This is a genomic window from Pseudophaeobacter sp., from assembly GCF_039971195.1.
Lineage (GTDB): Bacteria > Pseudomonadota > Alphaproteobacteria > Rhodobacterales > Rhodobacteraceae > Pseudophaeobacter.
The window spans coordinates 1-12816 of the sequence record NZ_JBDWPJ010000203.1 but is presented as its reverse complement, the minus strand read 5'-3'; the positions used below and the strand labels follow the sequence as shown (position 1 = coordinate 12816).

13 protein-coding genes and 1 riboswitch are annotated in these 12816 nt (G+C 55.0%); of the genes, 4 read left to right on the top strand and 9 right to left on the bottom strand.

From position 1 onward, the window contains the following. Positions 1-105, top strand: a 105-nt coding sequence (locus tag ABJP42_RS17455) for an integrase core domain-containing protein (protein WP_348342086.1), incomplete at its 5' end; no start/stop codon positions are given. Between the two features lie 289 nt (positions 106-394). Here the strand turns inward: ABJP42_RS17455 and ABJP42_RS17450 are convergent. Continuing rightward, on the bottom strand, positions 395-1417 hold the full coding sequence (locus ABJP42_RS17450) for a GAF domain-containing protein (protein ID WP_348342637.1): 1023 nt from the start codon (positions 1415-1417) through the stop codon (positions 395-397). Between the two features lie 226 nt (positions 1418-1643). Here ABJP42_RS17450 and ABJP42_RS17445 point away from each other — a divergent pair, with 226 nt between their 5' ends. Beyond that, positions 1644-1808: a helix-turn-helix domain-containing protein gene (locus ABJP42_RS17445; protein WP_348342635.1), complete on the top strand. Its 165-nt coding sequence runs from the start codon at positions 1644-1646 to the stop codon at positions 1806-1808. A gap of 373 nt (positions 1809-2181) precedes the next feature. Here the strand turns inward: ABJP42_RS17445 and ABJP42_RS17440 are convergent, their stop codons facing one another. The 7 genes from ABJP42_RS17440 to ABJP42_RS17410 form a co-directional block, all read right to left on the bottom strand. Continuing rightward, positions 2182-3075: a DMT family transporter gene (locus ABJP42_RS17440; RefSeq protein WP_348342633.1), complete on the bottom strand. Its 894-nt coding sequence runs from the start codon at positions 3073-3075 to the stop codon at positions 2182-2184. Positions 3076-3096: 21 nt separating this feature from the next. Then, a complete protein-coding gene (locus ABJP42_RS17435) occupies positions 3097-3846 on the bottom strand; it encodes an ABC transporter permease (protein ID WP_348342632.1) in 750 nt (249 codons plus the stop codon). 117 nt (positions 3847-3963) lie between these two features. Then, entirely contained in the window at positions 3964-4896 is a 933-nt protein-coding gene (locus ABJP42_RS17430; protein ID WP_348342630.1) for an ABC transporter permease, read from the bottom strand. Continuing rightward, the gene (locus ABJP42_RS17425; RefSeq protein ID WP_348342628.1) at positions 4893-5681 is read right to left on the bottom strand and encodes an ABC transporter ATP-binding protein; all 789 of its coding nucleotides are present in this window, start codon (positions 5679-5681) and stop codon (positions 4893-4895) included. The genes ABJP42_RS17430 and ABJP42_RS17425 overlap by 4 nt, the downstream gene beginning before the upstream one ends. Beyond that, the gene (locus ABJP42_RS17420; RefSeq protein WP_348342626.1) at positions 5668-6414 is read right to left on the bottom strand and encodes an ATP-binding cassette domain-containing protein; all 747 of its coding nucleotides are present in this window, start codon (positions 6412-6414) and stop codon (positions 5668-5670) included. The genes ABJP42_RS17425 and ABJP42_RS17420 overlap by 14 nt, the downstream gene beginning before the upstream one ends. A gap of 28 nt (positions 6415-6442) precedes the next feature. Continuing rightward, complete coding sequence (locus ABJP42_RS17415) at positions 6443-8014, bottom strand: ABC transporter substrate-binding protein (protein ID WP_348342624.1); 1572 nt, start codon at positions 8012-8014, stop codon at positions 6443-6445. 269 nt (positions 8015-8283) lie between these two features. Next, a riboswitch (cobalamin riboswitch) is annotated at positions 8284-8494 on the bottom strand. A 373-nt stretch (positions 8495-8867) separates the two neighbouring features. Next, on the bottom strand, positions 8868-9515 hold the full coding sequence (locus ABJP42_RS17410) for a class I SAM-dependent methyltransferase (RefSeq protein WP_348342622.1): 648 nt from the start codon (positions 9513-9515) through the stop codon (positions 8868-8870). 97 nt (positions 9516-9612) lie between these two features. Between ABJP42_RS17410 and ABJP42_RS17405 the strand changes: the two genes are divergently transcribed. Together ABJP42_RS17405 and ABJP42_RS17400 are read left to right on the top strand one after the other, a co-directional pair. Next, positions 9613-10521: a LysR family transcriptional regulator gene (locus ABJP42_RS17405; protein WP_348342620.1), complete on the top strand. Its 909-nt coding sequence runs from the start codon at positions 9613-9615 to the stop codon at positions 10519-10521. Between the two features lie 424 nt (positions 10522-10945). Continuing rightward, positions 10946-12310 carry a site-specific integrase gene (locus tag ABJP42_RS17400; protein WP_348342618.1) on the top strand — a complete coding sequence of 455 codons (1365 nt, stop codon included), beginning with the start codon at positions 10946-10948 and terminating at the stop codon, positions 12308-12310. 400 nt (positions 12311-12710) lie between these two features. On the opposite strand, the gene ABJP42_RS17395 is transcribed toward ABJP42_RS17400, so the two are convergent. Then, positions 12711-12816, bottom strand: a 106-nt coding sequence (locus tag ABJP42_RS17395; RefSeq protein ID WP_348342086.1) for an integrase core domain-containing protein, incomplete at its 5' end; no start/stop codon positions are given.

Genomic DNA, 12816 nt, shown 5'->3' with positions numbered 1-12816 from the left:
TGGAGGAGCCATTACAACACCAAACGACCCCATAGTGCATTGGGCTACCGCCCACCTGCGCCAGAGGCCATCGTTCCGATGGACCAAAGGCCAATCATGCACTAACTTTCAAGTTGGACCACTCAAGTGGGGCTGCTCAGTGCCATGAACTATACAAGAAAGCCCCGGTGAGAGCTTGGGCTTTTTTGTTTGAGGGGGAAGAGAAGGGGCGGTGGCATTGAAGGCATTCTCTCATGTCTGCAATGCGTAGATAGCAACCTTTGCAAAGTTCAAGAAAAAAACCCTGTAGCAGTCTTCCCTGCTTGCTCGAGACGTCGAAGGATCGCTTTCAAGACGCATGAGGGCTCAGAGGTCGGCTAACAAAGGAGAGCGATGAAAATTTTCTGAAGCGGTGTCAGCAGATTTCCATACGCTTTCTGAGAATTTCAAAACCAAGCCGGTCCCTCAAAATCGCTAGGAGCCTGGTTTCGAGCTTATGTGTAATGATCGGTGAATCATGGAAGACAACGAAATGCCCAATGGTTTTTCCCAATGAATCACTAATTCTAACCCCAAGATAGGAGTCAAACGCAGCGGTGAGGTACCTTTCCTGTTCCGGATAGGCAGCTGCCAAACCGCCTTCGATACGGAACTCTTCTCGGCTCTCCAACATTTCACATGGCCTGCCCTCATAGGACAGAACTGTCCCTTCCATCTGATGTAGCCATTGCCCGTTTTCACAGTAAGCTAGAATGCTGAAAGACTGTCTGTCTTTTGGAGAGCATTCGGCAACGAAAACTGCCTTCACCCCAAGCAACTGTTGAATTTGTTCTGCGAGAAGGTGAAAGACACCCTTCGGAGAACCAAGTTCAGGCCCCCGAGCAAGCGCTTCAAGAATTCTCATGGTGCGGAGGTTTTCTAGTTCAGTAGCTACCCGAGGTGAGAAGTCTTTGATTGTATCGAGGATCTGGTGGCATTCATCTGCTGAAGTTTTCTGGCGCCAACCAAGCTGTATCAATCCGATCACTTCCCCTTGGGCATTCTTGACAGGATACCCTAAAAAACTCTCAAGCTTCTTATGCTGCAGTAACTCGTCCTTGGGAAAAGCGCTTTGAACGTCCTCATGCACAAACACGATTTCCGCGCTTTTGATCGCTTCTAGGCAAGGCGTAAAACAGGCATCATACTCAAAGCTCTCAAGAGACTCATTGTCCATCCACCCCGCCTGGACTTGAATTCGCTCTTCATCAGTAACTCTCAGTTCGCTTATGGCTATGAAATCTGTTTGGGTGACCTCCTGCAAAAGGTTGAGGAAAGTCTGTAGGAATTCACGACCCGTGCTCGAAGACAGAAGCTCAAGATCACTTTCCGCCGGACTTGTGCTGATCGCACCCTCTTGAGCTTCCAGTGCCCTTGAACTTGCTGAAGCTGCGTCCATAAACTCCTCCTATTTGCGTCCGGTTAGTCCTACATCCTGCAACTGCTGCTTTGCTTAAAACCAAGGATGCGATCTCTCTCCTTCCTTCGTCAAGCTCTCGCAATTTGGGGGTGTATTCCGAACGTGACTTACCATTCCCAGCCTGTTCCGGGGTGAATTCAAGACCGAAAATCTATGGCTGGTCTTTGGAAAGCCCGCGAAAAAGGCGAAGTCCCGCTAGATCTTGATGCTATTATCCCGCTGTCGGGAGGCCGCAGGACTCTCCCAGGAAGCTCTGGCCTTTGAGTGCGGGCTGCATCGAACCTATGTCAGCGGCGTTGAGCGAGGCGTTAGGAACCCAACGGTGGTGGTTTTGGAGAAGCTGGCGGAACCTCTGGGAGTTCCTGCTTGACGGTTACTGGTGTCACCGGAAGATCAGCCCTAGATGGCAGCGTTGCGCAGAAAGCGGAATTTGCAAAGCCGTCAGACCACGGGGGAAAGATGCGTTGAGATCTGTCCAAAGCAGACGTTAGCAACATGGCATTAAGCTCCAGCGTTGCCCTGCAGATCGGGCGGCAAACAAATATTCGCAACACTCGCCAAGCCAGGAAGCAAACAAAAGCAGGCAGACGTGATTGGGGCCAATTTCGTGACAGGCGTATTTTGCAGTACTTTCGGGCAACCGAGTTGGACATCCAAAGGATACGCAAACAACTGTGTTCCGGGTGGGTACTCCGGATCGCATTTAATAGCTTTCAACTCCGTCTTGATTGAAGTGGAACTCGTTAAGAAACTCTGTGTGTCCGTTTTTTATGTGGTCGGTGATCGCGGAATGTTGTGACCCACATTGCAGCAAGGATCATCAGCGTTGAGATATAAAAAGCTCCGTCAGGCAGGAAGTCAAACAACAAGAAATCCGCGATGACGGCAAAGATCAGCGAGAGATATTCAAAGGGCGCCAGTTTTGAAATCTCGCTGTGTTGCAGAGCCAAGGTCATCATAATATGCGCAATGCCACCAGCGATACCTGCACCGCATAGATAGGCCAGCTGCAACGGATCAGGGCTGATCCAGCCCCAAAACACAGAAATCGCGCCTGCACAGGCGCAGGTCAGCGCAAAGTAAAAGGCAATCGCCCCGGCGTTTTCTGTCTGCGCCAGGCTTCGGATCTGAATCTTGGCCCCGGCGGTGAAAACAGCCATGGCAAAGGCTAGGGCCACTCCAATCAGATAGGCTTTGTCCAGCTCAGCAGATTGGAAACTGGGTACCACCAGGACCAGCATGCCCGCAAAACCTAGAACCACGGCAAACCAGCGCTTGCTGTTCACCTGCTCTCCCAGAAGAAATCGCGCCAGAATGACGGCCAGAATTGGGGCCAGATAACCAATGATGGAAGCATGCGCGAGCGGCAGGTACTTCAGCGAGGCAAAGGAAGCAAAAAGCGCGGTACAGCCCAATAGGCAACGCAGGATATGTGCGAGGGGGCGTTTGGTGCGCAAACCACTGGGAAAGTCCCGTGTCCACATCAGGAAAAGCACCAGCGGGATCAGGGCAACGGCGCTGCGAAAGAACACCACCTGACCCAATGGCACCTCATCTGCGAGGAATTTCACAAAGATCACCATCACCGTGAAAAAAAACGTCGCGCCGATACGCAGGGCGATGCCAGTGGCTTCCATTCTTCTGCCTCTCAAAAAGGGTTATTTGGTCTGCGTCAAGAGATCTCTAAGCCGATCACCCGCCAAGTTGATTGCCAGCACGGAAATCAACACCGCGAGCCCGGGAAAGATCATCAGATGCGGCGCGGTTTGCATATAGGCTTTGCCATCCAACAGCATGGCGCCCCATTCCGCTGCAGGGGGCTGCACGCCAAATCCCAGAAAGCTGAGGCCAGAGACCGCGAGGATGGTGCGCGACCAGCTGCTGGTCCACAGGACAAGCAATGACGGGATGACATTGGGCAGGATATGACGCAGCAATATCAGCCTGCGTGGCAGGCCGTTCAGCCGGGCCTGGGTGACAAAATCCTGCTCTGCGATGGTCTGCGCCAGGCTGCGGGAGAGCCGGGTGAACTTCATCCAGCTCACCAGTGACAGGGCGATCACCAGGTTCAGCGTGCTGGGGCCAAACAACCCAGCAAAGGTGACGGCGGCAATCAGCTCTGGGAAGGCAAAGAAGCTGTCCGTTATCCGCATGAGTATCAAGTCCAGCAGGCGCCCCGCGGCCCCGGCCACAAGGCCGATCACCGTGCCGATGATCAACCCGGCCAGCGACACCAGAAAGGAGAGACCCAGGGACCAGAAGGTGCCATAGAGCAATCTGGTACCGATGTCTCGCCCCAGATGGTCGGTGCCAAACCAATGGGCCGCGCTCGGGGGCGAAAGCCGATTGAGGAAATCCGCCTCAGCCGGGCCATAGGGGGTCCCCCAGAGCCCAACAATAAGGGCCATGGCCAAAAACCCCACAACGGTTAGGCCGCGTTGGAGGAACCGCCATAGCGGGCTTGGCGCTGGGCGGGGTTGAATGCGGGCTTGAACCTGGAGGTCTGCAAGGGTCATGATCTGCTCCTACCGGCGCCGGGCCGGGTCACTGGCGGCCTGCACCGCATCGACCAGTGAATTGATAACGACATAGGCAATGGCAAAGAACATCACCAGAAACATCACCACTGGCAGATCGCGCGACAGCACCGAACCCGCCAAAAGGGATCCAAGGCCAGAGCGGGCAAAGGTCAGCTCGACGATGATGGCGCCTTCCAACAAGCCGGCCAGATCCAAGCCGATCATGGTCAGGGCCGGCACCATGGCGTGGCGAAGGGTATGGCGGAAAAATATCTCGCGCTCCGGGATGCCGCGCAGGCGCAGGGTCTCCACAAAGGCCTGGCTGCCCGCTTCCAGCATGAAGCTGCGCAACAGCCGGGTTTGCGAGGCCATGACCCAAAAGGCCAGTGTCAGCGCCGGCAGAACCAGATGCGCGGGTGAGCCGGTGCCATAAGAGGGCAGCCAGCCCAGGTGGACCGCCCCGCCGAGGATCAGCAAAAGCCCCAACCAGTAGCTGGGCATCGCCGCCCCGATCGAAGATAACAGGACCGCCCCGCGGTCCATCCAGCTGCCCGGGTTGCGCACTGCCAGGCTGGCAAGGCAAAAGGCGACCAGAAGTCCCAAACCAAGGGAGGTAAAAGCGAGCGTGACCGTCTCTCCCACATTGGCGGTAAAAATCTCCCAGACCGGCGTCTGCGAGGAATAGGACAGGCCAAAATCTCCGCGCAACACGTTGCCAAGCCAATGGAGATATTGGGTGGCAAAGGGCGCCTCGAGGAGGAACTCATCCCGGATGGCCTGCAAGAGCTCCGGCGGGAAGGCAATCTCTTCTGGGTAGCGCGCATGGGCAATTGCCGTGGCACGGTCGCCAGGAGCCAGATAGCTGAGCGTAAAGGTGATCAGACTGATGCCCAGCAGCACGCAGGCAAGACCAGGCAAGCGCGATAGAAAGGGTTTCATGCGGTCTCCCGTATGGGGTCCAATGCGCCCAGGCTGCTGGCGGCGCCGATCAGCTCGGTGGCATAGGCGCTGTTTGGATTGGCAAAAAAGGCCGTATTCTCCTGATAGGCTTCAACCTCTCCCTGACGCAGCACCAGGATCTTGTCTGCATAGGTCGCGGCAAAGCCCAGATCATGGGTGACCACGATAAATGTGGTTTGCATCTTGCGGCGCAGTTCATCCATTTGGCGGGCGATCTTTTTCTGCACCAGGGCATCCAATGCGCTCAGCGGCTCGTCAAAGAAGATGAGCGCAGGCCGGGCAATCAACGCCCGCGCCAGACAGGCCCGCTGCGCCTGTCCAAGCGAGACTTGCCCCGGCAGACGGTTGTAAAACTCGGCTTCCAGTTCCACCTCTGCCAGCGCGTCCAGAACCGCCGCCTTACGTGCCTGCGCCGTCAGTTTCTGGCCATAGAGGCTTTCACCGATGGAGGCCCCAAGTGTGAGCCGCGGGTTCAAGGCTGCAAGCGGATCCTGCATGACCCAACGGGTCTGTGGCAGGCCGGACATGGTCGGCATTCTGCCGGAAATCCGGGTGCCGGAGGGCTGATACACCAGGCTGCGGCAGGAGGCAGGCAAAAAGCCCTGCAAAGCCTTAAGCAGGGTCGACTTTCCTGCACCGCTTTCACCAATGACGCAGAGCATCTCTTGGGAGGCGACTGCAAAGGAAACATCACGCAGCAAGGATTTGCCGCCGATTTCAACGGTCAGACCTTCGAGGTGAAACACTGGATCACTCGGCGGCATGGCGATGGTCCCGATCTGCCCGCTGCCAGCCGCGATGGGAAACCAGCTCTTGCGCGTAGGGGTGCTGAGGAGTGGAGAGCAGTTGATCCGCAGGACCAGATTCAACCACCCGCCCCGCCTGCATGATCGCGATCTTGTTTGCAAAACGCGCAGCCAGCGACAGATCATGGGTCACCATCATCACGGCAATATTCCGTTCCTGGGCCAATTGTTGGGTTTCTTGCAGCACCTGCGCCGCGATGAGCGGATCCAGCGCCGAGGTCGGCTCATCCAGGATCAGCAGCCTCGGCGCATCTGCCAGGGCCATGGCCAAAAGCAAGCGCTGCTGCATGCCCCGGCTCCACTGATGCGGATAGCTGGCACCAAGATCGGGCAGGCCAAGCGCGGAGAGAATTTCCAACCGGTCCTTGCCTGCGGCTGTCTGGTTGTGCCGGGCCAATTGATCCCACTGCCAGCGCAGGCGACGCAGGGGATCAAACCCATGGGTCGGGCTTTGCGGAACAAAGGCGATGCCTGCCAACCGAACCTTACCTGCAGCAGCAAAATCGCGGCGCTGGCCGTTGAAGGTCATCCGCCCAGCAGTTGGGCGGGCCGGACGGGTCAAACCCATGATGGCGCGCAACAATGTAGATTTGCCCGCCCCAGAGCCGCCAACCACCGCCAGCCAATCCGTCGCTGCCATCTCCAGGGTCACATCCTGCAGCACGGCCTGACCGCCAATAATGGCGGACAACTCCTCAATCTTCAGCAGGGGCGCTGGGTTATTCAACGACCGTCAACTCCGGGTTGGCCAGATAGGTCTCTGCCGGGTGGATCTGGTAGCCCTGAACCTTGCCATTTCCGACCGAAACCTGGGTCTTGTGGAACAGCGGGATTACCGGCAGGTCGCGGTTGATGATCGCCTGAACCTCGGCATAGACCGGCTTGCGCTCCTCGCTGGAAAACAGGCTACGGCCCTTTTCCAGCAGGGCGTCAAGCTCTGGGTTGGAATAGCCAGAGACATTGTAGCTGCCGTCGCTGGCCACCAAGGTGCTGGGGAAATAGTCCGGGTCGCCCAGAGGTGCTGTGCCCCAGGCCTGCAGATGCATGTCGATTTCGCCGGCCTTCAGGGCATCGTTATTGGCGCCAAATTCACCCATGGCAATCTCTGCACCCAGGCCGATCTGTTGCAGCATGATCTGCGAGATCTCCAGCGTTGGCTTCAGGGCAGCCCGGCCCTCATAGCTGCGCAGTTTCAAAACGATGTCTTCGCCGCCCAGCTCACGGATGCCATTGCCATCGCTGTCGATGATGCCGGCCTCGTCCAGCAGGGCCTGCGCCTTGGCCGCGTCATAGGGCAGGGAAATGTCGCCATTGACCCAGGATTTCATGCTGGCCGGGAAAATCGCATTTGCCGACTGGCCGCCAACACCGGCGAGGGTTGCTGCAACGATGGTATCGCGGTCTAGGCTGAGCGAGACGGCATCGAGCACTGTCTGGTTTGCCAGCGGACCGTCCGTCAGGCGGGGCTGAAAGAAGAACAACCGAGAGGTGGCCTCAGCAAACAACTGGCCCTTGCCGTCGTTCTGAAGCTTGGCGAAATCGGGCTCCGGATAGTGGGTTACCAGATCGACATCACCCGCCTGCAGCGCCAGGGCGGCAACCGACGGATCACTGATGGCATCAATCACCAGCCGGTCCAATTTGGGCGCGCCGCCCCAATAGTCGGCAAAGCCTGTGACCACATAGGTTTTTTCAGCTTCGGCCTGTTCAAACACAAACGGGCCGGTGCCCACCAGAGGCAGGGTGTCAGTGCCCTCATTCATCACCGCCGCCGAGGGTTCTGTCAGCGACCACAGGAAAGCAGAGCTCGGTGCATTGGTGCGGAAGATCAGGGTCGTGTCGTCCACCAGCTCGATCGATTCAATGTTGAGCAGCTTGACCAGACGGGGGTTGTTGCCGGGGTGGCCTTCTTCGCTCAGCTTGTCAAAAGAGGCTTTGACCGCCTGGGCAGTGAGCGGGGTGCCATCGTGAAACAGCACATCGTCGCGCAGGGTGATCTTCCACTCAAGTTCCGAGAGGTTTTCATAGGCCACAGCCAGGCGCGGCTGCAGCGTCATGTCATAGCCAATGCCGATCAGCGTTTCCGAAACACCAGCCCGGTTGCTCAGCCAGCCGTTCTGGCGGGCCCGCGGATCAGGGGTATCGCTTTTGGGTCCAAATGGAGCGGCAATCACCATTTCCCGTGTTGTTTCGGCGCTCGTTGGTGTGGCAGCAAAGCCGAACAGTGCGGCGGCGCTGACACCTGCCGAAACAACTGTTTTGGCCCAAAAGGTGCGGGTAGATTTTGGCATATCCGTGGTCCTTTAATTTCCGACAAAGTAAGTCGGGTTTGATGTTTAATGTTAATGTAATAACATCACAAGTGTTCATTTGTGGGGTTCCACCCAAAACCAGCGGGCGTGCAAAATCCTCTCCAAGCTGACATTGGCATAGAAGGATCTTGTCAGTTTGATGAAGCATGGGCCCGCGCGCTAAGCTGCAAGCGCGGACGATAGGTGCAAATGGTGATTACACGCAGGAAACGTGCCATAAAGCCTCCTTCCAGGACGCCCCGCCCCGGGTTGGTTGAAACGAGATGGCAGGTCTCCTGACTTGCGGGTCTCTGCTTGGCCATCCTTCCCAACCTTTCGGTCAGTGGATGCTTGGCTTCGCTCACCACTTACAGTTGCGGGGGCAGTCACGGATTTGGCGCCTGTTGGCTAAACCTCACCGTATTCCCTTTTCATCCTCTCGACCTTGGGCCTTGAGGAACCATCGCAGCCAGATAGAGGTCACCCGAAAGGTTTGTCAATCGCTTCATGGGCTGGAAATTCACTGCTTCACTATTGTATCCCAAGCGAGTGTCTCCTTCGCTCGGTAAGACTTGAACATCTACGGCCAAATTTGGGTTTAAGCTACCTAGCTGCTGTTGCTGTCGTTTATTCAGCTAGCAACGAACGACCGCTTCCCTCCCTTCCGGCATCATTACCTAGAGACCGAGGCGAGGAAACGAATGGCTAGAAAGGGCTGAAAGCAGACCTCACCGCTTTGATGGCTCTCAACTGACCAGAAGGTCCGTCTTTTGATAGGTGTCGAAAGCGGTTATGTGCAGAAATAGCGCTTTGCAGAACGCTGCCAAGCACACCAGATTGTCTCCCGATGTGATTAAGACTTACGTGCAACAATATAGCGGCTTGTAAACATCCCGATTTTGTCCGTTGTCTCAATGATATCGAAACCTGCGCTGTTCATTTTTCGCTCAAGGGTTTCTGCAGTAATAAAATCAACAAACGGGGCCTTTCCAATGGCCTGCATAACAGGGATCGCAACTTTACTAATCATTGTGTATTTGAAGCCTGGGTGCTCTGGGGCACAAACGGTTTTTGAGATAAAAAGGCCACCCGGTTTTATCAGTGAAGATATGTATTCAAGCGCGCTATCGAGCTCTGGCAGAAGGTGAAGTAAATTGTGCGCCAGGACCGCGTCATAAGATGCGCCATGGGGCGAATGATCAAGAACTTCAGCCACTTCGAATGTGACGTTTCCAACATTTTCGCCTACGAGTTTTTCATTGGCGATCTCGATCATTCCTGGTGAGAGGTCGGTAGCCGTGATCTGGGCTACATGCGGTGCGATCAACAGTGCTGTTGAACCCGTGCCGCAGCCAATTTCCAGCACTTTGTCTTCGGATTTCAAATGAGATTTTGTGCGCTCAAGGGTCACCAGATACCCGTCCATGTCCCGGATAGGATCTGTGGCATATTTGCGAGAAATTTTGCTCCAGAACGCGGCGTCTTTGGATAGTGCAGCCATTGAGAGTTTCTTTCTTATCACACGATTTTGGTGCTTGTACGTTCAAACGGATTTGAAGGGAATTGCCTTTATGTGCAGAAGCTTTATGCATAAATGCATGAACTGGAAAGCTATCAACTTTGACTGGAACCAGGTGCGCTCCTTCCTGGCGACGACCGAAAAGGGGTCGTTCTCTGCAGCTGCGCGTGTGCTTGAGCAAACCCAGCCGACGGTGGGTCGCCAAGTTGCGGCACTGGAGCGGTCACTTGGAGTAACTCTGTTTGAGCGGGTTGGAAAATCACTGACCTTGACCAGCGCCGGAGCAGATTTGTTGGTACATGTGCAGGAGATGGCTGATGTTGCGAACCGAATTTCACTAACCGCAACAAGCCAGTCAAATACCATTGACGGGCAAGTCAAGATTACCGCATCAGATGTTATGTCCGCCTATCAACTTCCCCCCATCCTTAGAAAAATTCGTTTGGCGGCTCCACGCTTGGAGATCGATGTCGTCGCAACGAATGATCTTCGCGACATACAGAGGCGCGAGGCTGACATTGCCATCAGGCATGTGCGCCCAACTCAACCGAACCTGATAGCGAAACTGGTGGCCGAAGCGACGGCGCATTTTTACGCGACCCCTTCATACCTCGACCAAGTAGGGCGCCCCAAAACGGAAGCTGAACTTGCAAAGCTGGATTTTGTTAGTTTTGGAGATGTGGATACGATAATTGGCTTTCTCAATCCTGCTGGCATTCCGGTCACCGCCCAGAACTTCCGGATAGGGTCAAAATCCGGAATCGTTTCATGGGAGATGGTACGGCAAGGCTTGGGGGTGAGTGTTATGTCTGACGATGTCGCTGCGATGACCCCCGGCGTCGAAAGGGTGCTTCCCGGTCGAGAACCGTTCAAATTTCCGATCTGGCTCGCCACGCATTCGGAGTTGCATACTGCACGAAGGATCCGGTTGGTGTTTGACCAGCTTGCAGAGCAATTGAGCGCTCCAAGTCGGGTTCCTCATCTGTAGGCTCGGCTTTGACGGACTGTGCAAGGTTTTTTTGGCGGACATTGAGAGAGTCCGGTTTTCGTCCGACTTGCCGGAAAGTTATTTCTGCTTGGGGCCCCTCAGCGGGCTTTATGCATTAGAATTGTCAGTGTAGGTGGCTTCTTGCAAGGGACTGACCAGGCTGTCGGTCGGTCGGTCGAGTTCGGGAAGTGGGCGACCATGAAACCGCCAACTTCCTCTGTTTCTACTCCAAATTGGAGAATACTGATCTCCAACTCACATTGAAAACAAACAGAATTTTTCAGATTTGTAATCAGTAGGTCCGCGGCTCGAGTCCGTGTGGGGGCACCATTTTTCTCACATTAAGTTGTTGATGTATAAGGGTAAGTACCCCTATTGCATCCGTTCCAACTACACGCTTAGCTATACAATGTGGGTTTAGGCTATGCGGAATGTGACTGTGAAATACCTCAGGAAGAACGACAGAACAGGTAGTTTTGAGTATCGGCGCAGGGTCCCCAAGTCTCTTGAAAAGCTGGTCACGAAACGTGAGTTTCTGAAAGTACTGGGCAAGACCCAAAGCGAAGCAGTCATGCGCTACGGCGCTGAACATGAGAAAATTGAACACCTCGTGAGCTTGGCTAAGTTTGGCGTCACTGGTCTCTCGCCTATGGAGCAGTCAAAGAAACTAGCCGCATTGCTTGAAAGCTGGGATGCTGATCCGCATAGCGCTGGGCGAGACGACAATGAGCGCACATGGCGCGGTGAGGCGGCTGAGAAGTTGGTGGGCAAGTACCAAGACCCCACATCTGGCGAATATGTAGGAGTGCCAGAAGAGGATGGCCTGCTCGCTAGTGCCCTCCTTGGAGGTGTCTCGAAAGAAACCCCTAAGGTTACCGTGACGGATGCCTTTGCGTCCTATCTGGATGAAAACGCCCTAAAGATCCCAGAGCAACACAAAAAGCAACGGCAGCGGTTTGCGCGATCTGAGAAGAATCTGCTCTTTATCCTTGGGGGAGATAAGCCACTACAGGAGGTGAAAAGATCGGATGCACGTAGATGGCGTGACATGCGCCTCAAGCAAGTGTCTCCTGCCACTGTCAGGCGAGAGCGCAATGATATCGGAGCGGTGTTTAGCTGGGCTGTCAGCGAGATGGAGGGTGCGGGAGAGGTTAACCCCTTCAAGGGGATGAAGCTGGAAGCACCGAAGGAAGGTAGGCGAGATCAGCGACTTCCACTGGATCAGGTGGTCATTGAAAGAGTTTACGAAGACCTACAGCCCCACAAAGACTTGCTGCAAATTTGGACTCTCTTGGATTACACTGGAGCGCGACCGAGCGAAGTCAGGATGTTGCAGGTCTCTGAGATCGTTCCTTCAGACACCGTGCCTCATATCATTATTCAGCCAAGAGCCGACAACACCCTCAAAAGCACATGGTCAGAGAGAAAGATTCCCCTGGTTGGCCCAGCGCTAGAGGTCGCCAGAGAACTTGTATTGGGCAAGGATCGGGTTGAGCTAGCCTTCCCGCGTTATGCAGTGGCAGGTGGCCAGGACCGTCTCTCACAGGCTCTCAATCGCCGGATTAGAGAGTACACAGACAACCCAAAGCACGTTGCATACTCCTTGCGTCACAATATGAAAGACCGAATGAGGCTGGCAGAGGTGTTCCCCGAGAAGGCCAAAGCAATCGAAGGTCATGCGTTCAGCGCTGGGCAGGATGGGTCATATGGCAGCGGATACCCCTTAGAGCAACTTCAAGAGGCGCTAGAGAAGGCTCTAAAGGGCTACAGACGAAAAAGCTCTGTTTGAAGTGAATGAGCATGGTTGGAGGCGTAGGTCACGTTAGTTCCCCTTATGGAGAGCGCGGCAATAGTGCCCCACTCTCAGCCCATAAGCAGGCTTTGGATCGGTCAATCCCTCGCCAAGTTACTTGGTGCTGGTCGGATGCAAATAGGACGTCCACGGACTAGGAAACGGTGGTTGTGAAAAGCGCTTAAGTGACCTTACTATAGGTTGTTTCCTGTGGGATTCGACGCGTTCGAGCGCTACGTTGAAGTATTTATTACAACAAGAATGGTATTAAGCAATGGATTTGGACTCTTCTGAAGACCGTTTTGAGGAAATTAGGTCGGAGTTTGAGGCCGATCTAAAAAGTGCAAAAACCGAAGAAGATGTTGAGCAGCCCCACTTGAGTGGTCCAACTTGAAAGTTAGTGCATGATTGGCCTTTGGTCCATCGGAACGATGGCCTCTGGCGCAGGTGGGCGGTAGCCCAATGCACTATGGGGTCGTTTGGTGTTGTAATGGCTCCTCCAT

Excerpts from the sequence above, each read along its gene's own strand:
- ABJP42_RS17435 (WP_348342632.1), bottom strand. The coding sequence starts at position 3,846 with ATGGCCCTTATTGTTGGGCTCTGGGGGACCCCCTATGGCCCGGCTGAG.
- ABJP42_RS17450 (WP_348342637.1), bottom strand. The coding sequence starts at position 1,417 with ATGGACGCAGCTTCAGCAAGTTCAAGGGCACTGGAAGCTCAAGAGGGT.
- ABJP42_RS17410 (WP_348342622.1), bottom strand. The coding sequence starts at position 9,515 with ATGGCTGCACTATCCAAAGACGCCGCGTTCTGGAGCAAAATTTCTCGC.
- ABJP42_RS17405 (WP_348342620.1), top strand. The coding sequence starts at position 9,613 with ATGAACTGGAAAGCTATCAACTTTGACTGGAACCAGGTGCGCTCCTTC.
- ABJP42_RS17415 (WP_348342624.1), bottom strand. The coding sequence starts at position 8,014 with ATGCCAAAATCTACCCGCACCTTTTGGGCCAAAACAGTTGTTTCGGCA.
- ABJP42_RS17445 (WP_348342635.1), top strand. The coding sequence starts at position 1,644 with ATGCTATTATCCCGCTGTCGGGAGGCCGCAGGACTCTCCCAGGAAGCT.
- ABJP42_RS17440 (WP_348342633.1), bottom strand. The coding sequence starts at position 3,075 with ATGGAAGCCACTGGCATCGCCCTGCGTATCGGCGCGACGTTTTTTTTC.
- ABJP42_RS17425 (WP_348342628.1), bottom strand. The coding sequence starts at position 5,681 with ATGCCGCCGAGTGATCCAGTGTTTCACCTCGAAGGTCTGACCGTTGAA.
- ABJP42_RS17400 (WP_348342618.1), top strand. The coding sequence starts at position 10,946 with ATGCGGAATGTGACTGTGAAATACCTCAGGAAGAACGACAGAACAGGT.
- ABJP42_RS17430 (WP_348342630.1), bottom strand. The coding sequence starts at position 4,896 with ATGAAACCCTTTCTATCGCGCTTGCCTGGTCTTGCCTGCGTGCTGCTG.